The sequence below is a fragment of the Pseudomonas sp. BGI-2 genome (genome assembly GCF_004310295.1).
Lineage (GTDB): Bacteria > Pseudomonadota > Gammaproteobacteria > Pseudomonadales > Pseudomonadaceae > Aquipseudomonas.
The window spans coordinates 14,865-35,252 of sequence record NZ_SISB01000051.1 but is presented as its reverse complement, the minus strand read 5'-3'; the positions used below and the strand labels follow the sequence as shown (position 1 = coordinate 35,252).

Here is a 20,388-nt window from a genome sequence, read left to right as displayed (position 1 = left end):
TGACCCACCTCCCCGACTCCTTATCAGCGCTGAATAGTCTTCAAGCATTCGACAACGTCTGCGATTCGGGCAATCGCGATATCCGCCCGCTCCTCGACAGGCAGCCCCTTGTCCTGCTTGGTTTCCTGGGCGAACTGTTCAAAGTCGACAACCAATTTCGAAAATTCATTCCCGAACGCCCAACGTCCATCGTCCAGAGTGTCCAGAGCGTAGACCAGTCTAATCTTCCCATTAGTCTTGACGATATCCTTGGCATACCCGTCAGACTGGGACTTCAACTCCAGCGCTCTCTGCTTGAGGCTGTTGTACGCCGCAATCATGTTGAGATAGGAAATGGCGTGCCCGATACCTGCGATCAACTTTTTAAGGGTTTCCAGAGCCAGCAGCGCGATTTCAATCTGCGGCGGCGCCAGACCCAATGTCTTCAGTTTATCCAGCGTGAGTTGTGACTCTTCGCCAATTTTCTCGATTCCAGCTTTCTCAATCAACTCAATCGCTTCCAGCACGGACGTCATCTGCTCTTTCAGTTCAGATACTTTTTCATCAGACCTGGTTTTTTGTTGCTCGGCGTAAACTAGATCCTGTTGCAGCGCCACTACCCACTGTTTCGAGACAGCGCGGTCAAACCGGCCACTGACACTTCTTTCGATCTCTTGAAATATTTCAGCTTTTGCGGACAAGTGGCCGGATACCCCTTGCAGCTCTCTTTCCATGTCTTCGCGGATTTCATCGTCATCAGCCGGATTGCCCAGCTCTGTCAGATAATCTTTCAGACTCCGGAGCGATGAAGCCAGCTTGATTTCACTTGATTGAGCCTGGACTCGCACATCAAATACTGTCCTGTTAATCGTGACGGCCAGAGTACTCAGGGTTTCCACCGGACCGGGCAAATAGTCGAATTGCTGGAAAAGCATTTGTACGTCAGTGTTCGCGCCTTGCACGTCATCGTTATGGCTGCGCAACTGGGCCATGTCAAAACCCGAGCCCAAATGGTGGAGTGTCGAAGTCATAGCGTTCCCATCCTGGAAAATCAAACAACTGCTTTCATATTCATCATCGGCCGCCTTGAACACCTTAAGCAACTCATCTGAGCTTTTTTGTATTTCCTCCCAAGGCCCAACAACTCTTTTTATTTCATTAATAAATGTCCTTAAGGAAATCGCGTTATCCACTTTATCAATGTGTTCGGCCGATGAACTGATCCAATCACTTAACGCATTCCACACCAACATCAGATTCTGAGTCGCCAGTTCGGCTTCGATCGCGACATAGGTCAGATTCTGAAGATCATCACGCACCTTGTTCAAGGAGCTCAATGTCTGGCTTTTGCTGGCCATCCTTAGATTGGCTTCATTTTGCAACGCCCTGAGTGCATTTCGCTCACGACGCACTTCTTCAGCCTTGACTCCGTAATAGATGCCGAGAACCAACCCGCCAATATTCATGGTTGCGCCGGAGATGATCGCGTCCTTGACCAGTTTGGAATAGCGCTCATTGAGCAGATCAATTTCTTTCGAGCGCGCCTCAATTTCATCCTGCAATACCTGAATATCTGCCTGATACGTATTTTCGGAGACAAACTTCAAACGCAGTTTTATTTCCGGCAGTACTTGCTCACGCATATCGGTACCAAAGCTATCCAGCCCTTCTCTTACTTCCTCGGCCTTGGCATGGCAGTCCTTGACCTTATCAAGTATTTGGTTGAGGAAATACTTAATATCCGGGACATCCCCTGACGGCAAATCAAGATCAGGCAGATCCGGGAACTGCTTTTTGAGTTCCAAATACTGCTCGGGGGTAGTGATATTGTATTCTTCCAAATATCCGGAGGATTTTAGCTCATTGTAGATACTTACAATTTCACCGCCGATGCCGATGATGCTGCCAGAAAAAATCTTCAACTGATTTCCTGTCTGCATGATGTCCTGGCGCAGTGGCCGCCAACGCCTGGCATGGATGTTGGTGATTGTGAAGGTGCGGAGAAAATCCTCTGCAGCCAGTCCCACGCTGCCATTGTCATCGGCGCCATACTTGAGGTAAGCAATGACATCCTGAAGCTGGACCGGAAAAGACAACCCCAACTCTTCATACTTCCTCAGGCTGATAATTTGCTCTTTGGTGAGCTGTATTCCGGTTTCCCGATTATATTCCTCACCATCGAACTCCCCCCGACCAAGGGAGGCATCCACGAATATCATCGGTGCCTTTGCGGCGACCTCAAGTAACTTGCTGCTGGTTTTGAATTCCATAAGAGACTCCTTGTCTTCTTGGGAAATTAATGCAATTTAAGTTAAAGCCCGACACTGACAAATCATTATTCCATCAGACTGCAGATATCGCGCAAACCAACCTTAGTGCACCAAAGCAATTATCTACAAGTTTTAAAATATTAAAAATCAAGACAACCACTACAACACAGCCATTAACATTGAAAACAACCGATACCCACTCACAGTTCAATCTAATTACTACGCACACCCGATGAGTGTATTAAAACTTCCCAGACCATGCGTTCTATCGCGCAACGCACCGCGCAAAACGAGACTTCGCCGTCAATACGTTAACGCTTCCCATAAAATGTTATTGCGCCGTCAACTGAGATAGCCGCAGCCGATAAGCGTCAGCCATCCCGCGGATTTGTGGATGAAGTGCGCCTAGCAATGACTCACTGCTCACCCGCAAGAAATTTGCGTTTCCCCCCTCCAATGCCTTGCGCAGCCAGCCCAGCGCATCATCGACACACCCTTCATCGGCCAGTACCGCTGCATAACTGAACTGTCCACGAAAATCCCCGCCCTCGGCCGAGCGTCGATACCATTCCCGGGCCATGTACAAATCCTGCGGACAGTGGCGTCCTTCTTCCAGATAGCGGCCCAACAGATTCATGGATTTGGCATGCCCCGACTCGGCGGCGCGGCGATACAACGCCAGTGCTTGCGCTTGGCTCTCTGCTACCCCGCGACCGGTGGCGAACAGGTTGGCAACGTTGTACATCGCCCAATCCAGTCCCGCTTCAGCCGCTACCCGGTAATGCCGTGCAGCCAGCGCAGCATCGGCCGGACAACCCCAGCCATGTTCATGGCAACGACCGAGCATATTGCGCGCCATCAAGTGCCCACGCCGGGCGGCAATCTCGAACCAGCGCACGGCCAGTGACCGATCCTGTTCGATACCCTGCCCGTCCAGCAGGATTTGCCCCAGCAAGGCCTGGGCGTCCAGCACTCCTTCGCGGGCGGCGAGCAGAATCGCCTGCGCCGCACGAGCGGGGCTTTCCTCCAGCATGGCCTTGAGCGAGTCACCGTCGAGGACTTCCTCGCGGCGCAATTGATAACTCATACCTCGACCCAGCGGCGCAACAAGTTGTGATAGGTGCCCGTAAGGCGGATCAGCGACGGGTGATCAGGCATGTCCTGGGTCAGTTGCTGGATCGCCCCGTCCATTTCAAACAGCAAGGCGCGCTGGCTGTCTTCGCGTACCAGGCTTTGAGTCCAGAAGAACGACGCATAGCGAGTGCCGCGCGTGACGGCGTTGACTTTGTGCAAGCTGGTGCCGGGATAAAGGACCATGTCCCCGGCCGGCAACTTCACGCGCTGGGTGCCGAAGGTGTCCTGGATTTCCAGTTCGCCGCCGTCGTAGTCGTCCGGTTCGCTGAAAAAAAGCGTCGCCGACAGATCGGTGCGAACCCGCTCGATGCCCCCTTTGGACTGACGCACAGCGTTGTCGATGTGGAAGTCGAAACTGCCACCGGCCGTGTAACAGTTCAGTAACGGAGGGAAAACTTTGTGCGGTAACGCCGCAGACATGAACAGCGGGTTTTTCCACAGCCGCTCAAGCATCGCCGCGCCCACTTCCTTGGCCAGAGGGTGGCCTTCGGGCAGTTGCAGATTGTGCTTGGCTTTGGCCGACTGGTAGCCGGCGGTGATTTTGCCGTCGGCCCAATCTGCCTGCTCCAGAGCCTCGCGGATGCGCTGCACTTCTTCTTTCGCGAACACGCCGGGAATGTGCAGCAGCATGGGATGGCACCTGAAGTCAGAGAGGCGGCAATGGTATTGATTCTTATTGACTGTGTAAAACCCCTAAGACGAACGAATCATCAAAAACCGTAAGGTTAAATTGTAAAGAATGTAAATTCTTCGCGAATAGTAACGTTTCGCAATTGATACAAATACGCGTCTACCCTATATTCCGCGGCCTCAAATCCTTGGGGAGGGGAATTCAAATGTCACGCCAACAATCACAATTACCAGTCAGTTCACCGCGTTTACTCGCGTCTGCAATTGGCGTGGCGCTCACTGCCAGCTCTGCCGGCCACATGGTTTTCGCGGCTGAAAAGGCCGACGAAAAAGCGCCGAGCAATACGATTTCCCTAGGGGCTACCGCCATCACCGGCGAAGTCCAGGATGCGACTTCCTACAACGTCGAAAAAGCCTCCTCGCCCAAGTACACCGCACCGTTGGTGGACACACCGCGTTCGATCACCGTCATCCCGCAGCAGGTACTCAAGGATACCGGCGCCCTCAATATGCAGGACGCGCTGCGCACCGTTCCGGGTATCACCTTTGGTGCCGGTGAAGGTGGCAACCCACAAGGCGATCGTCCGTTCATTCGTGGTTTTGACGCTCAGGGCGATACGTATCTGGACGGCGTGCGCGACACCGGTTCGCAGAGCCGCGAGATCTTCGCCGTCGAGTCGATCGAAGTCAGCAAAGGCCCGAACTCGGCCATTGGCGGCCGTGGCGCTGCGGGCGGCAGCATTAACCTGGTGAGCAAAAAGGCCCACCTGGGCGACTCGTTTGACGGTGGCTTTACCTGGGGTTCGGACCAGACCCAGCGTTACACCATGGACGGCAACTATCAGTTCACCGATACCGCCGCCGGCCGACTGAACCTGATGAGCCACGAAAGTAACGTTGCTGGCCGTGACAGCGTCGATTACGACCGTTGGGGCATCGCACCGTCGCTGGCGTTCGGCCTGGGCACCGACACCCGGGTCAACCTCGATTACTACCATCTGGAAAGCAACGACACGCCAGACTCGGGCATTCCGTACACCATCCCTGTCGCAGGTTCGGCCGCCCGCACCAAATCGAACCCGGACAAGCCTTTCGCCGGGGGTGATCACAGCAACTTCTACGGTCTGGAAGATCGCGACTTCCGCAAGGGCCGCACCGACACGGCGACCTTCGCCATCGAGCACGACCTGAACGATGCGCTGACCGTCAAAAACACCTTGCGCCACGGCAACAGCATGCAGGATTACATCCTGACCCAGCCGGACGACAGCAAGGGCAACGTCAATAACGGCAGCGTCTGGCGCCGGGCCAACACCCGCGTCAGCAACACCGAGACCACCACTAACCAGACCGATCTGTTTGGTGACGTGTACATCGCCGGGTTCAAGAACAGCTTCGCTACCGGTATCGAGTTGAGCCGTGAGGAAAGTCAAAAGTCCTCGTACAACGTCAACGTCGACACCACCCCGAGAACAGCAGCCTCGACCACTAACTGCTCACCGGCATTGATCGGCGCGCGAAGCGGCTACAACTGCACCTCGCTGGCCAACCCGAACTCGAACGATCCGTGGAACGGTGCGATCTCGCGTAACTACGCTGGCACCGACACTCAGTCCGACACCTACGCGTTGTATGTGTTCGACACCCTGGAGTTGTCCGAACAATGGCTGGTGAACATGGGCCTGCGTTACGACCATTTCGACACCCAGTACAGAACCTACAACTCCTCCAGCGTGACCACGTCCAAAGGGGATGACGTCAGCGAGTTCGTGACCGGCCAGTTCGGCGTTGTTTACAAGCCGGCCGAAAACGGCAGCATCTACGCGTCCTACGCCACCTCCGCCACTCCGCCGGGCAACACCTTGGGCGAAGGCCAGGAAGGCAACCCGTTGGGCGGCACTCCTGATCGCAACGGCAACTTGCTGAGCAGCGACATGGAGCCGGAAACCACCAAGAACTACGAAATCGGCACCAAGTGGGATTTGCTCAACGATCGCCTGTCGCTGACCGCCGATATCTTCCGCACCGAGAAAGAAAACGCCCGCGTTCAAGTCAATACCACCGCCTATGAAAACGCCGGCAAAACCCGCGTTCAAGGGATCGAATTGTCGGCCACCGGCAAGATCACCGAAAAATGGCAGGTCTTCGCCGGTTACGCTTACATGGACAGCGAGCAAGTCGATGGTGGTGATCTGCCGGCCAACAAAGCCAACAACGGCAACGAGTTGCCAAACACCCCGAAAAACAGTGCCAGCCTGTGGACGACCTATCAGGTCACGCCGAAGCTGACCATCGGTGGCGGTGCGTTCTATGTCGACGACGTATTCGGCAGCGTGGCCAACACCACCATGGTGGATTCCTACGTTCGTTACGACGCAATGGCCGCCTACAAGCTGAGCAAAAACGTCGACTTGCAACTGAACGTGCAGAACCTGACCGACGAAACCTACTACGACAAAGCCTTCTCGACCCACTTCGCCAACCAGGCGGCGGGCCGTACGGCATTGCTGAGCACCAACTTCCACTTCTGATTGCAAGCCTCACCACCGCTCCCACATGGAAAGTGGTGAAGGCTGATATCAGCAGGCCCCGTTCATCCACATGAACGGGGCTTTTGTGCGTAAAAAAGAATGTTTCTCAGCAACCCACGGCATAATGCGCGCCGTGATGATTATTTCGAACGAACAAGGCGAGCGACGTGTTGAAGAAAACCCTGTTCCAGTTGCACTGGTTTTTCGGCATCAGTGCCGGGCTGGTCCTGGCCCTGATGGGCATCACCGGGGCAATGGTATCGTTTGAGGATGAAATCCTCAGCGTGCTCAATCCTTCCGTGCTGCAGGTCGAGAAGCAGGTTGCCGGTGTCCTGCCGCCCGCCGAACTGGTGGAAAAGATCGAGGGGGCTTCCGGCAAAAAAGTCGCGATGCTCTGGGTCGAGACCGACAGCGGCAACGCCGCGCGGGTGAGCTTCACGCCGCCACCGGGCGAACGCCGTGGCGAGATGCGCTACTTCGATCCGTACACCGCCGAATTCATGGGTGACGCTACCGGCCAGGATTTCTTCGGCCTGATGCTGCGACTGCACCGTTTCCTCGCCATGGGCGATACCGGCCGGCAGATCACCGGTGCGTGCACACTGATCCTGGTGTTCTTCTGCCTGTCCGGCCTGTACTTGCGCTGGCCGCGCCAATGGAAAAGCTGGCGCGCCTGGCTGACCCTTGACTGGAAGAAAAAGGGCCGCAGCTTTAACTGGGACCTGCACTCGGTGGCCGGCACGTGGTGCCTGGTGTTTTACCTCCTGTCAGCGTTGACGGGGTTGTCCTGGTCCTATGAGTGGTACAACAAGGGCCTGACCCAATTACTTTCCGACGCACCGCAAAACGAGCGCTTGCGCGGCGGTCGTGGCCCTGCACCGAGCGGCCCGGCGCCCACCGCCGACTACGCCGTCATGTGGAGCAGCATTTATAGCGCTGCAGGTCCGGCACTCAGTGCCTACAACATCCGCATGCCGCCAGTGGCCGGCAAACCGGCGACGGTTTTCTACCTGTTGAACTCCTCGCCCCATGACCGTGCGCTGAACCAGATCAGCCTCGATCCGGCCACCGGCATCGTCAAGCGGCATGACCGTTACAGCGACAAGAGCCTCAAGGCGCAACTGCTGACCAGCCTCTATGCGCTGCACGTGGGGAGTTACTTCGGCATCGTCGGGCGGATCATCCTGACCATTACCGCGCTGACCATGCCGCTGTTCTTCGTCACTGGCTGGATGTTGTATCTGGATCGTCGCCGCAAGAAAAAACAGATCAAGGACGCTCGCAAAGACTTCGCGCAAACGGGCAGCAATACACCCGCCTGGTTGATCGGCTTCGCCAGCCAAAGCGGGTTTGCCGAGCAACTGGCGTGGCAGACCGCCGGGCAATTGCAGGCGGCCGGCCTGTCGGTGAAGGTGCAGCCGCTGGCGAATGTCAGCGAACAGGATTTGCGTGAATCCAGCAACGCGCTGTTCGTGGTCAGCACCTTCGGCGATGGCGAGGCGCCGGACAGCGCCCGTGGTTTTGAACGCAAAGTACTCGGCCGGGCGTTGAGCCTGGAGAGCCTGAACTACGCGGTACTGGGGCTCGGTGATCGCCAGTATCAACACTTCTGCGGTTTCGCCCGACGCTTGCACACGTGGCTGGGCGAGCATGGCGGCAAGACCTTGTTCGCGCCGGTGGAAGTCGACAGCGGCGACCCTTACGCCTTGCGTCACTGGCAGCAGCAACTCGGCCTGCTGACCGGGCAGGCGCCGGTCGACACCTGGCAAGCCCCGAGCTACAACAACTGGACCCTGACCCGCCGCGAATTGATGAACCCGGACAGCAGCGGCTCCCCGGTGTACTTGCTGGGCCTCACCGCCCCGACGACCAGCAGTTGGCTGGCGGGTGATCTGGTGGAAGTCCTGCCCCGCAATTGCCCGTGGGCGATCGAGCATTTACTTGATGGCCTGGGTATTGAAGGCCGGGCGATGGTGACCTTCGATGGCCTGTCACAAGCGCTGGAGCAAGCCCTCGCCAGTCGCCAGTTGCCCGAGAACAGAACTCACCTGGTCGGCCTGCACGCGCAGGCGTTGGTAGACGCCTTGGTGCCCTTGGCCATGCGCGAATACTCCATCGCCTCGATCGCCGCCGACGGCGTGCTGGAACTGATCGTGCGTCAGGAAATGCATGCCGACGGCAGCCTGGGCATAGGCTCCGGTTGGCTGACCGAACACGCGCCAGTAGGTGGCACCGTCAGCCTGCGGGTGCGGCGCAACAGTGGCTTCCATCTGCCGACCGAGCCAGTACCGATGATCCTGCTGGGCAACGGCACCGGGCTGGCCGGCCTGCGCAGTTTGCTCAAGGCACGAATTGCCGATGGGCAGCAACGGCATTGGCTGCTGTTCGGTGAGCGCAATCGGGAGTACGACTACCTGTGCCGCGACGAGCTTGAGGAATGGTTGATTTCAGGCGATCTGGAGCGACTGGACCTGGCGTTCTCGCGGGATCAGGCCGAGAAGATCTACGTACAGGATCGACTGCGTGAGTCGGCCGATCTACTGAAGCAATGGTTGGCCGACGGTGCCGTGATTTACATCTGCGGCAGCTTGCAGGGAATGGCTTCAGGCGTGGATCACGTGCTCAACGAAGTGCTCGGGATTGAAGAGGTTGACCGCCTGATCGAGCAGGGCCGCTACCGCCGCGACGTCTACTGATACATCACAATCCCTGTGGGAGCGGGCTTGCTCGCGAAAGCGGCGTGTCATTCAACGATGATGTTGACTGATCCACCGCATTCGCGAGCAAGCCCGCTCCCACATTGATTTTTGGTCGTTCATGAAAAACGGTCAGACTGGCTGCAGCTTCTGCTCAAACACCGCCACCCCATCCAGATCCCGCAACACCACGCTCATCTCCCCCGTCTGCCCATCAATATTCACCTCGCCAAAAAACTGAAACCCGGCGAACGGTGAGGTGTTCTGCGCGGGTGGTGACTTCTCGAAAACCACCTCGGGCCCGAACGTCTTATCCAGCGGATTAGGCCCGTAGCTCCCCGCATTCAACGGCCCGGCCACAAACTCCCAAAACGGTTCGAAATCCTGAAACGCCGCGCGATCCGGGTGGTAGTGATGCGCTGCGCAGTAATGCACATCCGCCGTCAGGAAAACGAAATTGCGCACTTGCTGCGCCCGTAGAAAGCCCAACAGTTCAGCGATTTCCAGTTCACGTCCCTGGGCCGGTCCGGGATCGCCGTTGGCCACCGCTTCCCAACGCGCCACACCCGGGCTGACTTCTCCGTCGGGGACGCCGAGGCCGATTGGCATGTCGGCGGCGATGACTTTCCATTGCGCACCGGAGGCTTTCAACGACGCCTTGAGCCAGTCGAGTTGCTCACGACCGAGAAAGGGTTTGGCGGCGCCGAGGTTATCGTCATTGGCTTCGCGATAACTGCGCATGTCCAGCACAAACACATCCAGCATCGGCCCATAACCAAGCTGGCGATAAATCCGCCCGCCACCATCGGCGCTCTGCAAACGCATGGGCGCATATTCGAGCCAGGCTTGGCGGGCGCGGCCCACCAGGCTGTGGATATCTTTGCTCTTGTAGCGCTCATCCAACTGCTTGCCCGGCGACCAGTTGTTTACCACTTCATGGTCGTCCCATTGCCAGATCTGCGGGACTTCGGCGTTGAAGCGACGGACGTTTTCGTCCATCAGGTTGTAGCGGTAGTTGCCGCGGTAATCGTCAAGGGTCTCGGCGACCTTGCTCTTGGCTTCTGTGGTGATATTGCGCCACACCCGGCCGCTTTCGGTGGTCAGTTGCGCCGGCACCGGGCCGTCGGCGTAGATGGTGTCGCCGCTGTGGATAAAGAAGTCGGGCAGGCGCAAGCGCATGGCTTCGTAGATGCGCATGCCGCCAATGTCCGGGTTGATACCGAAGCCTTGCCCGACGGTGTCACCGCTCCAGACGAACCGAAGGTCGCGCCGGGTTTGCGGCACGCTGCGCAAGTGGCCGAACCAGGGTTCACTGGCGACGCCACTCTGGGCGTCTTCGAAATACACGCGATAAAAAATCGCCTGATCGGCGGGCAGACCGGTGAGCTCGACCCGCGCGGTGAAATCGGTGCGCGCATCGGCCAATGGCGAGACGAATCGACGAGGGTTGCCGAACAGGCTGCGGGTGTCCCATTCCACCACCATCCGTGCCGGCCGGTCGCTGCGACTCCAGATCATCGCCCGGTCACCCAGCACATCGCCGGACTGCACGCCATCGGTGAGTAGTGGACGATCCTTGACCGAGGCGATGACCGCCGGTGCCAGGCCTGGAAGCAAAAGCCCGGCGCCGACGGCTTGCATGACACGACGGCGGCCGAGGTCGAATTCGCTCATGGTGTTCTCCCTGAAAAGGAAAACTAAAGCACGTGTGCATGAAACCGGTGTGACACCACGACTTGTTGGAGCGAGGCTTGCCCGCGAAGGCGATTTAACATCCAACAAAGATAGTGACTGTCAGGCCGTCTTCGCGGGCAAGCCTCGCTCCTACAAAGGTTTTGTGTCAGGCCTTTACGGGTTCCAGTGCCAGCTCTACCGTTTCCGGTCGCTTGAGCAGCGCATACGCCACCGCCGTCAACAGACTCCCCGCCACAATCGCGAACAGATACAACAGCGCATGATTGATCGCATTCGGGATCGCCAGAACGAACAACCCACCGTGCGGCGCCATCAGTTTGCAGCCGAAATACATCGACAACGCACCGGTCAGCGCCCCCCCGGCAATGCTCGCCGGAATCACCCGTAGCGGGTCTTTGGCGGCAAACGGAATCGCGCCTTCGGAGATGAAACACAGCCCCAATACCAGCGCCGCCTTACCTGCCTCGCGCTCGGTCTGGGCAAACTTGCGACGCGCAATAAACGTGGCGATCCCCAAGCCAATCGGCGGCACCATGCCGGCGGCCATCGTTGCGGCCATCGGTGCATAACTTTGCGAGGCCAGCAGCCCGACCGAGAACGCATACGCGGCCTTGTTGATCGGCCCGCCAAGGTCGACGCACATCATCCCGCCGAGCAGCACACCGAGCAGAATCGCGTTGGTGGTGCCCATGCTGTCGAGGAAGTGCGTGAGACCTTCAAGCATCCCCGCAACCGGTTTGCCGACGATGTAAATCATTACCAGACCAGTGAACAGGCTCGCCAGTAACGGGATGATCAGAATTGGTTTCAGCGCTTCAAGACTTTGCGGCAAGCGTGCATAACGATTGATCGCCTGCGCCGCATAACCGGCGATGAAACCGGCAATGATCCCGCCGATAAAACCGGCGCCCAGGGTGCTCGCCAGCAGGCCACCGATCATCCCCGGTGCCAGGCCCGGACGGTCGGCGATCGAGTAGGCGATGTATCCCGCCAGCAACGGCACCATCAACTTGAACGCCGTCTCGCCGCCGATCTGCATCAGGGCTGCCGCCAACGTGCCCGGCTCCTTGAACGCGGTGATACCGAATACGAACGACAACGCAATCATCAACCCACCCGCCACCACCATCGGCAACATGAACGACACGCCCGTCAGCAGGTGTTTATAGACGCCAGTCTTCTCCTGCTTGGTCGGGCCTTTAGCACCGGTCGCAGCGGTTTCCTGCTTGCCTTCGGCCAGCGCCTTGTTCAGCGTCGCTTCGGCTTGCTTCAGGGCAATGCCAGTGCCGCAACGGTAAATCTTCTTGCCGGCGAAACGTTCGGTGGCGACTTCGATATCGCAGGCCAGCAGCACCACATCGGCATCGGCAATCGCTGCGGCGCTGAGTGGATTGCGCGCACCGACCGAGCCCTGGGTTTCCACTTGCAGGTCGTAGCCCAGACGCTTGGCCGCTTGCTGCAAGGCTTCGGCGGCCATGAACGTGTGAGCGACACCGGTTGGACATGCGGTGATCGCCACCAGACGTGGTGCGCTTTGAACAGTGATGGCAGGTTGCGCGACAACTTCGGGCGCGACATACACCTGAGCTTCTTCAGCACCTCGGCGCAGCACCGCTTCTACATCCTGCAGGGCGTGCGCGGGTGTGCTCTGGAACACTTTCTTGCCGACCAATCGCGACATGTCCACCGGCGTGCTGGTCACCAGCAACACCCACTCCGCGGCCTCAATCGTAGCCGCCGACAGCTGACGTTCCGGATGCGCGGCATCAACCACTTCGACGCTGGTGCTCCAGCCCTGACGCTGGGCCGCTGCATCGAGCAAACGGGCGCACAGCACACTGGTGACCATGCCGTTCGGGCAGGCCGTAACAATGGCTAACTTCATGACAAACCCTCTTATTGTTCTGTCAGGGGGCGCACGCGCACACCCTGTTCGAGCCGCGCCAACTGCGCTGTATCGCCAATACCGAAACCGATCTGCGTGACCGCCATCGCGGCAATCGCCGTGGCGGTGCGCAGGGTCTGTTCAGGCGTGTCGGCGCTGAGCAAACCGTGGAGCATGCCGGCCAGCAACGAATCGCCCGCGCCCACCGTGCTGACGACGCTGACCTTGGGCGGCGTGGCATGCATCGCCGAGCCGACACTGAACCAGTTCACACCATCGGCACCGTGGGAGATCACCACATGCTCGATGCCTTGAGCGTGCAAACGGCTCGCCGCTTCGGCTTGTGCCGCCACCGATATCACCTCGCAGCCCAGCGCATCGGCCAGCTCTTCGGTGTTCGGCTTGATCAGCCACGGGCCAGCCTTGAGCGCCACACGCAAGGCTTCACCACTGGTGTCGAGAGCGACCTTCAAACCGAGGTTTTTCAAACGCTCAATCAACGCCTGCAACCACTGAGGACTGATCCCTTGCGGCAGGCTGCCGGCGACGACGACCGCGTCATGACCGGGGGCAATCTGATCGAGTCGATCCAGCAACGCTTGCTGCGCCGCCTCATTGACCATCGGCCCCGGACCGTTGATGTCGGTGATGCGCCCATCATTTTCCGCCAGTTTGATGTTGCTGCGCGTCTCGCCGGGAACCCGAATGAACGCATCGACAAAACCGCGCTTGGCGAAAAGGGTCTCGAACGCTTGGAGGTTGTCCTCACCGAGGAAACCGCTGACCGTCAGCTGATGCCCGAGGTCTGCCAGCACCTGCGCCACGTTCACGCCTTTACCGGCGGCGTGGGTGTGCATTTCGTCGCTGCGATTGACTTGGCCGGGCTCAAGGCGCGGCAGCTGCACCGTCAGGTCCAACGCCGGGTTGAGCGTCAGGGTCAGTATCCTGGCCATTACAGGGCCTCCACTAATGCGCGCACTTCATTGGCGCTGCCCACGGCCAGGGCCTGTTGGGCGAGAATTTTGGTTTGGCTCAGGCTGAGTTCGCGGATGCGCGCCTTGACCTCGGCAATGCTGCGACCCGACACGCTCAGCTCATCCACGCCGAGGCCGACCAGCACCGGCACCGCCAGCGGATCGGCCGCCAGCTCGCCGCACACGCCCACCCACTTGCCGTTGGCATGGGCCGCGCGCACGGTGATGTCGATCAATTGCAGTACCGCCGGATGCAAGCCGTCAGCCTGGGCCGACAAGGTTGGGTGACCCCGGTCGATGGCCAGGGTGTATTGGGTCAGGTCATTGGTGCCGACGCTGAAGAAGTCGACTTCCTTGGCCAGCACCGGAGCAAGCAGCGCCGCCGACGGCACCTCGATCATGATCCCCAGTTGCAGGTCGGAGACCGGGATTTCCAGACGCAGACGTTCGGTCATGTCCCGCGCCTGGCGCCACTCATCGACGCTGCCGACCATGGGGAACATGATCCGCAGCGGGCGGTTGTCCGCCGCTCGGAGCAAGGCGCGCAATTGCGCTTCCATGATCTGCGGACGCTGCAAGGTCAGGCGGATGCCACGCACACCGAGGAACGGGTTTTCTTCTTTCGCAATCGGCCAGTACGGCAGCGGTTTGTCGCCCCCGACGTCGAGGGTGCGAACCACCAAGGGACGACCGGCCAGGCCATCGAGGACGCGACGGTATTCGACTTCCTGGGTCGCTTCGTCGGGCGCCTGGGAATGGGCCATGAAAATCAGTTCGGTGCGCAGCAAACCGATGCCTTCGGCGCCCTGCTCCACCGCGCTGGTCACGCCAGCGCTTTCGCCGATGTTAGCGAACACTTCGACCGCGTGACCGTCAGTGGTCAATGCCGGTTGATGGCGTTGTTCGGCCGCCGCCTTCAGGCGTTGCTCGCGGGTGTCACGTTCTTCGGTGGCGCGCTGCAAGGTTGCTGCGTCGGCGTCCACGTGCAGGCGACCGCGCTGACCATCAATCAGCAACGGCGTGCCCGGCGCCAGCAGCAACACCGCTGCACCGGCGCCGACCAGGGCCGGAATGCCAAGCGCCCGGGCGACAATCGCGCTGTGAGCGGTCGCGCCGCCACGGGCCGTGAGAATACCGGCCACGCGGGTCGGATCGAGACGGGCGACGTCGGACGGACCGACCTCGTCCATCACCAGAATGTACGGCTGATCGGGTTCATTCGGGGTTTCGACGCCACTGAGTTGCGCCAGCACCCGACGGCCGATGTCGCGCAAGTCGGCAGCCCGTTCGGCGAGCAACGCATCCTGCAGCGATTCCTGTTGCTTGGCCGCCGCTTCGATCACCGCCATCCACGCCGCTTCGGCGCTTTCGCCTTGCTTGAGGCGGGTGTCGACTTCATCGGTCAGTTCCGGGTCGTCGAGCATTTCCTGGTGGGTGATGAAAATCTCGCGAATGGCCTTGGATTTGCTGCGCTCGATCAGGCCTTCGATGTCGCCACGCACGTGCACCAACGCCTGCTTGAGACGCTCGCGCTCGATCGCGGCAGACTCGCCACGCAGCGGGTAATCGATGGTTTGCAGCACTTGAATGTGCGCCGGACCGATGGCGATGCCCGGTGCGGCGGCAATCGCCTGAACCAGACTACCGGACGCTGGCGCGAGGAGCACTTGGGCCACATCGGCAAACACTTCGCGCTGCTGGCTCACGGCTGGCAACGGTTCGACTTCTTCGCCCAGGCCTTCTTCGATGGCGGCGAGCAAGGCTGGCAACGCATCAGCGGCGATGCTCGGTTCGGCGACGAACTCCAGCACCTGACCGCGACGGGCGCCGAGGCTGAGCAGTTTGCTCAAGCTCTTCACCGACACGGCGCTGTCCTGGCCATCGACGATGCGCACGCGGATTTCGCCTTCAAAACTCTTAGCCAATTGCGCGAGGATTTTCGCCGGGCGGGCATGCAAACCGTGGGCGTTGGCCAACGCAATGCGCGCGCTCGGCCAATCCGCCGGCAGTTCACCGCCCAGCACTTCAAGAACTTTACGGCTGCTGGTGGCGCGGCCCAATTCGTGGCCACGACCTTCGATCAGCAACGCACAAAGGCGTTCGAGCAAGGCCTGATGCGCCTCGCCGAGGCTGGCCAGACAGAACAGGCCACTGAGCGGCTGGCCAAGGTAGCGCATGGGTTTGTCCGGCGTGACGAAGGCGAGGCCCGGGCGCTTGACCGTTTGCTCGCTGTGCAACCACCACAGGCCATCGCCCAGCGGCAGCGCTTCGACTTGCTGCAACACGGCGGAGAAACCGTTGCTCACGCAATCTGCCTGGCGCAGCAAACGCGCACCGCGCCACACCAGCTCTTCGAAGTCATCGGCGGAGACACCGAGGCCGATCATCTGTGCATCCAGCGCCAGTTCTTGCGGTGCGCCTTGCAGCAGCTTCAATAAAGCTTCGGCGGAACTGGCGCGACGCAAGGCCTGGCCCAGGTCGGTCTCACCGAGGGCCCGGGTCAGCAGTTGCAGCAGTCGCAAGTGTTCATCGGATTTGGCGGCGATACCGATCGCCAGATAAACAATCTGGCCGTCGCCCCAGTCCACGCCTTCGGGAAACTGCATCAGTCGCACGCCAGTGGAATACACCTGATCGCGGGTTTCCGGCGTACCGTGGGGGATGGCAATACCTTGACCGAGAAAGGTCGAGCCCTGGGCTTCGCGTGCTTGCAAACCGGCAAGGTAACCCTCGGCCACCAGGCCATCGGTGACCAGATGCCGGGCCAGCAGTTGCAAGGCTTCGGATTTATCCACCGCCGATTGGCCCATGGATATCTGCTCTATGGTGAGCTCGAGCATACTTTCTCCTTTTTGGCGTCTGTTGGCGCCAGGTATTGTTTTGAATGATTCCAGCTTAGGCGCTTAGCCATCACTTTTGGCGGTTTCGCGGCAGAACCGGCCATATGCGCTTATAACGTGGAAAATACGCTTGCTGAAACGTTTAATCTAGAATGATTGGCACGTTACTCGATTATGTCCCATCCTTGAAGTCCAACTTGTCGGAAGCGTTGCGACAATGGTCGTCTACCGTAATCGGTTAGGATTGGCGAAAATGTCGGCCGAAAAACAAGGAAAGCCCGCGTTGAAACTCAGTGATATCGCACAATTGGCCGGTGTGTCCGTTACCACCGCCAGTTATGTCATTAATGGCAAGGCCGAACAGCAACGTATCAGCAGTGCCACCGTCGAGCGCGTTCGTGCGGTCGTCGAACAACATGGCTTCACACCCAACCCCCAGGCCGCCGGGCTGCGCAGCCGGCACACGCGCACCTTGGGCTTCATTCTGCCGGACCTGGAAAACCCCAGTTACGCACGCATTGCCAAACTGCTCGAGCAAGGCGCCCGGGCTCGCGGCTATCAACTGCTGATCGCCAGCTCCGACGATGCGCCGGACAGCGAACGGCAATTGCTGCAACTGTTCCGCGCCCGGCGCTGTGATGCGTTGATTGTCGCCAGTTGCCTGCCGGCCGGTGACGACAGCTACCGTCAGTTGCAAGCCAAGGGCATGCCGATCATCGCCATCGACCGGGTGATGGAACCTGAACATTTCTGTTCGGTGATCAGCGATGATCGCGAGGCCAGCCTGCAACTGACCCGCAGCCTGCTCGATCCGCTGCCCAAGCAGATCGCGCTGATCGGTGCACGGCCCGAGCTGAGCATCAGCCAGGAACGTGCCGCCGGGTTTAAGGAAGCCCTGACCGGGTTCAAAGGCGAAGTGCTGATCGAGCACGCCGAGTCGTTCAGTCGCGAGTGCGGCAAGCAGTTGATGGAAGAACTCCTTGAGCGTCTGGGGCATTTGCCGGATGCGCTGGTGACCACGTCCTACGTGCTGCTTCAAGGCGTGTTCGATGCCTTGCACGACTTTCCGCTGAAAACCCGCCCGCTGCGCCTCGGCACCTTCGGCGACACGCAGTTGCTGGACTTCCTGCCGCTGCCGGTCAACGCCATGGCTCAGCAGCATCAGTTGATCGCCGACAAGGCACTGGCACTGGCACTGGCCGCCATCGAGCAGTCCGATTACCAACCCGGCGTGCAGGCCATCGCGCGGACCTTCAAGCAGCGTATTCGCCAGGACTGAACCGTGGAGCTGATCGACAGCCACACTCATCTGGATTTTCCGGACTTCGACGAGGACCGCTCGGCGCTGCTCGCCGAGAGCCGTACCCTTGGAGTGCGCCGGATGGTGGTGCTGGGGGTTTATCAGGGGAATTGGCAGCGGGTCTGGGACCTGGTGCAAAGCGATCCCGATCTGCATGCGGCGTTCGGGTTGCACCCGGTGTATCTGGACCAACATCACCCTGAAGACTTACCCGAACTCGGTGATTGGCTGACCCGCCTGGCGGGTCATCGGCAACTGTGTGCGGTGGGCGAGATCGGTCTGGATTACTTCATCGAAACCCTGGACCGTGAACGCCAGCAGGCCTTGTTTGACGCGCAACTGCAACTGGCGGTGGATTTCAATCTTCCGGCGCTGATTCATGTGCGGCGCAGCCATGCAGCAGTGATTGCCACGCTCAAACGTTTCCGGCTGAAACGCGCGGGAATCATTCATGCCTTCGCCGGTAGCAAGGAAGAGGCTCGCGAGTACATCAAGCTCGGCTTCAAGCTGGGCCTGGGCGGTGCCGCGACCTGGCCGCAGGCGTTGCGCATGCACCGCGTGCTCGCCGATTTACCCCTTGAGTCGGTGGTGCTGGAAACCGACTCGCCGGACATGGCGCCTGTCATGTTTCCCGGCCAACGCAACAGCCCGGCGCATTTGCCGGCGATCTGCTCGGCACTGGCCGGGATCATGGGGATCACTTCGGAGCAATTGGCTGCGGCCAGCACGGCCAATGCCTGCGAGTTGTTCAGCTGGTAATCAGCCCTGCACAAAAACCTGTGGGAGCGAGCCTGCTCGCGATAGCGGTATGACAGCCGACACTGATGTCGACTGAAAGACCGCTATCGCGAGCAGGCTCGCTCCCACTTTTGGTCCCTGTGTGCTGTCAGACCCGGAACGCGCTGATCAGTTGTTTGAGTTCCACCACCTGGGCCGACAACGCGCGACTGGCATCCTCGGTCTGGTGCGCACCTTCGGCGGTGCGTTCGCCAGCGCGGTTGATCTCGACGATGTTCTGGTCGATGTCATGGGCCACCGCGGTCTGCTGCTCCACTGCCGCGGCGATCTGCTGGTTCTGGTCGACGATCATGCCGACGGCGCCGAGGATGTTTTCCAGCGCTTGCTGAACCTTTTCCGACTGCCCGACGGTGCCATCGGCCACCTGATGACTGACACCCATGGCTTTCACGGCCGCGCCGACACCGTTTTGCAGCTTGGTAATCATCTGCTCGATTTCTTCGGTCGATTGCTGGGTGCGCTTGGCCAGTGTCCGGACCTCATCGGCCACCACCGCAAATCCACGCCCCTGCTCACCGGCCCGAGCGGCTTCGATCGCGGCGTTGAGCGCCAGAAGGTTGGTCTGCTCGGCGATGCTTTTGATCACTTCCAGCACGCGGCTGATGGATTGGCTGTCGCTGGCCAATTGATTGATCACCCGCACCGACTGATCGATCTCACTGGCCAGTTGCGCGATGCTGCCCTGCTGGGACGCCACCAGGCCGCGACCGCTGATGGTCTCGTCGTTAACGCTGTGAGCGCTGCTGACCGCCGCGGCGGCACTGCGCGCCACCTCAAGTGAGGTCGCCGACATCTGGTTCATGGCCGTGGCGACCTGCTCGATCTGCGAGCGCTGCCCCGCCACCGCCTGGTTGCTTTGGGCAGAAACACTTTCGACCTGCCCGGCCTGACGCTCGACCTCATTGACGGTCTGGCCTACGCGTTCGATCAGGTCATGGATTTTCTTCACGGTGCCGTTGAACACCTCGCCCAACTCGCCCAACTCATCGCGGCTTTCGGCGCGGAAGGTCACTGTCATGTCGCCCGCCGCGACTTTGTCCAGCGTCGCGCCAAGTCGCTTGAGGGTGGTGCGGGTCGAGGCGTAGAAGCCGCCGTAGAGGTAAAAAATCAACACAAACACCACCGACAGCGCCACGGCCTGCAAGACCATGTGGGTGCGGTTCTGCTCCAGTCGTTGCTGTAACTGGGTGCCGAGAAAGGTCAGGGTGGCTTCGTTGAGTTGGTAGGTCTGGTCCATCAGGCCGGTGACCTGATCATAAAAGGCCTGCCATGGCGCATCGAGGGTGTCCGCCATCACTACCTGTTCTTCGAACAGTTCACTGGCCTTTTTCAGGGAGGCCTTGCTGCTCTCGGCCTGGGCCGCCAGGGTTTCACGCGCCGCTTTGCTGGAGTCCAATGCATCATTCAGCTTCAGACCGTATTCACCCTGGAGCTTTTCGATCTGCGCCAGCAGCTCATCGAACCGGGTGCTTGACGACGAATTCAGAAAACCTTGCCCCAGCGAATAAGAACCCATCGCGCGGCCGTCACCCAGGATCTGGGTCACCGGCGGAGTGACGTTGGTAATGAGTTCGCTCAGCTGACGCATGTCGCTTTGACTGTCGCGGCTCAGGCCGGCTTGAGTGGCGATGATCTGACTGAAAATCTGTGCATTGC

General features: G+C 59.5%; 12 protein-coding genes. 4 read left to right on the top strand and 8 right to left on the bottom strand.

Translation table 11 applies throughout. The annotated features are described in order from the left end of the window. Nucleotides 1-23: 23 nt before the first annotated feature. The 3 genes from EYC95_RS26535 to EYC95_RS26525 all read right to left on the bottom strand — a co-directional run bounded on the left by EYC95_RS26535 (nucleotide 24) and on the right by EYC95_RS26525 (nucleotide 4,013). Nucleotides 24-2,249 (bottom strand): alpha-xenorhabdolysin family binary toxin subunit A, encoded by a 2,226-nt coding sequence (locus EYC95_RS26535; protein WP_131062967.1) that lies wholly within the window; start codon nucleotides 2,247-2,249, stop codon nucleotides 24-26. Between the two features lie 331 nt (nucleotides 2,250-2,580). Next, on the bottom strand, nucleotides 2,581-3,336 hold the full coding sequence (locus EYC95_RS26530) for a tetratricopeptide repeat protein (protein ID WP_131062966.1): 756 nt from the start codon (nucleotides 3,334-3,336) through the stop codon (nucleotides 2,581-2,583). Continuing rightward, the gene (locus EYC95_RS26525; RefSeq protein ID WP_131062965.1) at nucleotides 3,333-4,013 is read right to left on the bottom strand and encodes a Fe2+-dependent dioxygenase; all 681 of its coding nucleotides are present in this window, start codon (nucleotides 4,011-4,013) and stop codon (nucleotides 3,333-3,335) included. The genes EYC95_RS26530 and EYC95_RS26525 overlap by 4 nt, the downstream gene beginning before the upstream one ends. Before the next feature lie 206 nt (nucleotides 4,014-4,219). Here EYC95_RS26525 and EYC95_RS26520 point away from each other — a divergent pair, with 206 nt between their 5' ends. Together EYC95_RS26520 and EYC95_RS26515 are read left to right on the top strand one after the other, a co-directional pair. Next, nucleotides 4,220-6,544 (top strand): TonB-dependent siderophore receptor, encoded by a 2,325-nt coding sequence (locus tag EYC95_RS26520; RefSeq protein WP_131062964.1) that lies wholly within the window; start codon nucleotides 4,220-4,222, stop codon nucleotides 6,542-6,544. 167 nt (nucleotides 6,545-6,711) lie between these two features. Next, nucleotides 6,712-9,240: a sulfite reductase flavoprotein subunit alpha gene (locus tag EYC95_RS26515; protein ID WP_131062963.1), complete on the top strand. Its 2,529-nt coding sequence runs from the start codon at nucleotides 6,712-6,714 to the stop codon at nucleotides 9,238-9,240. A 132-nt stretch (nucleotides 9,241-9,372) separates the two neighbouring features. Here EYC95_RS26515 and EYC95_RS26505 read toward each other — a convergent pair whose 3' ends face one another. The 4 genes from EYC95_RS26505 to ptsP all read right to left on the bottom strand — a co-directional run bounded on the left by EYC95_RS26505 (nucleotide 9,373) and on the right by ptsP (nucleotide 16,634). Then, a complete protein-coding gene (locus EYC95_RS26505) occupies nucleotides 9,373-10,914 on the bottom strand; it encodes an alkaline phosphatase (protein ID WP_131062962.1) in 1,542 nt (513 codons plus the stop codon). A 166-nt stretch (nucleotides 10,915-11,080) separates the two neighbouring features. Continuing rightward, complete coding sequence (locus tag EYC95_RS26500) at nucleotides 11,081-12,820, bottom strand: PTS fructose-like transporter subunit IIB (protein ID WP_131062961.1); 1,740 nt, start codon at nucleotides 12,818-12,820, stop codon at nucleotides 11,081-11,083. An 11-nt stretch (nucleotides 12,821-12,831) separates the two neighbouring features. After that, complete coding sequence (gene pfkB / locus EYC95_RS26495) at nucleotides 12,832-13,773, bottom strand: 1-phosphofructokinase (RefSeq protein WP_131062960.1); 942 nt, start codon at nucleotides 13,771-13,773, stop codon at nucleotides 12,832-12,834. Then, on the bottom strand, nucleotides 13,773-16,634 hold the full coding sequence (gene ptsP / locus EYC95_RS26490; protein WP_131062959.1) for a phosphoenolpyruvate--protein phosphotransferase: 2,862 nt from the start codon (nucleotides 16,632-16,634) through the stop codon (nucleotides 13,773-13,775). The genes pfkB and ptsP overlap by 1 nt, the downstream gene beginning before the upstream one ends. Nucleotides 16,635-16,917: 283 nt before the next feature. On the opposite strand from ptsP, the gene cra reads away from it, so the two are divergent. Continuing rightward, a complete protein-coding gene (gene cra / locus EYC95_RS26485; protein WP_131062975.1) occupies nucleotides 16,918-17,913 on the top strand; it encodes a catabolite repressor/activator in 996 nt (331 codons plus the stop codon). Nucleotides 17,914-17,916: 3 nt separating this feature from the next. Continuing rightward, the gene (locus EYC95_RS26480) at nucleotides 17,917-18,693 is read left to right on the top strand and encodes a TatD family hydrolase (protein ID WP_131062958.1); all 777 of its coding nucleotides are present in this window, start codon (nucleotides 17,917-17,919) and stop codon (nucleotides 18,691-18,693) included. A 127-nt stretch (nucleotides 18,694-18,820) separates the two neighbouring features. Here the strand turns inward: EYC95_RS26480 and EYC95_RS31120 are convergent, their stop codons facing one another. After that, nucleotides 18,821-19,525 (bottom strand): methyl-accepting chemotaxis protein, encoded by a 705-nt coding sequence (locus tag EYC95_RS31120; protein WP_371928437.1) that lies wholly within the window; start codon nucleotides 19,523-19,525, stop codon nucleotides 18,821-18,823. Between the last annotated feature and the right edge of the window lie 863 nt (nucleotides 19,526-20,388).

What these genes read in the sequence shown, in the direction of transcription:
- EYC95_RS26535 (WP_131062967.1), bottom strand. Translation starts at nt 2,249, where the DNA reads ATGGAATTCAAAACCAGCAGCAAGTTACTTGAGGTCGCCGCAAAGGCA.
- EYC95_RS26530 (WP_131062966.1), bottom strand. Translation starts at nt 3,336, where the DNA reads ATGAGTTATCAATTGCGCCGCGAGGAAGTCCTCGACGGTGACTCGCTC.
- EYC95_RS26525 (WP_131062965.1), bottom strand. Translation starts at nt 4,013, where the DNA reads ATGCTGCTGCACATTCCCGGCGTGTTCGCGAAAGAAGAAGTGCAGCGC.
- EYC95_RS26520 (WP_131062964.1), top strand. Translation starts at nt 4,220, where the DNA reads ATGTCACGCCAACAATCACAATTACCAGTCAGTTCACCGCGTTTACTC.
- EYC95_RS26505 (WP_131062962.1), bottom strand. Translation starts at nt 10,914, where the DNA reads ATGAGCGAATTCGACCTCGGCCGCCGTCGTGTCATGCAAGCCGTCGGC.
- EYC95_RS26500 (WP_131062961.1), bottom strand. Translation starts at nt 12,820, where the DNA reads ATGAAGTTAGCCATTGTTACGGCCTGCCCGAACGGCATGGTCACCAGT.
- pfkB (WP_131062960.1), bottom strand. Translation starts at nt 13,773, where the DNA reads ATGGCCAGGATACTGACCCTGACGCTCAACCCGGCGTTGGACCTGACG.
- ptsP (WP_131062959.1), bottom strand. Translation starts at nt 16,634, where the DNA reads ATGCTCGAGCTCACCATAGAGCAGATATCCATGGGCCAATCGGCGGTG.
- EYC95_RS31120 (WP_371928437.1), bottom strand. Translation starts at nt 19,525, where the DNA reads ATGTCGGCGACCTCACTTGAGGTGGCGCGCAGTGCCGCCGCGGCGGTC.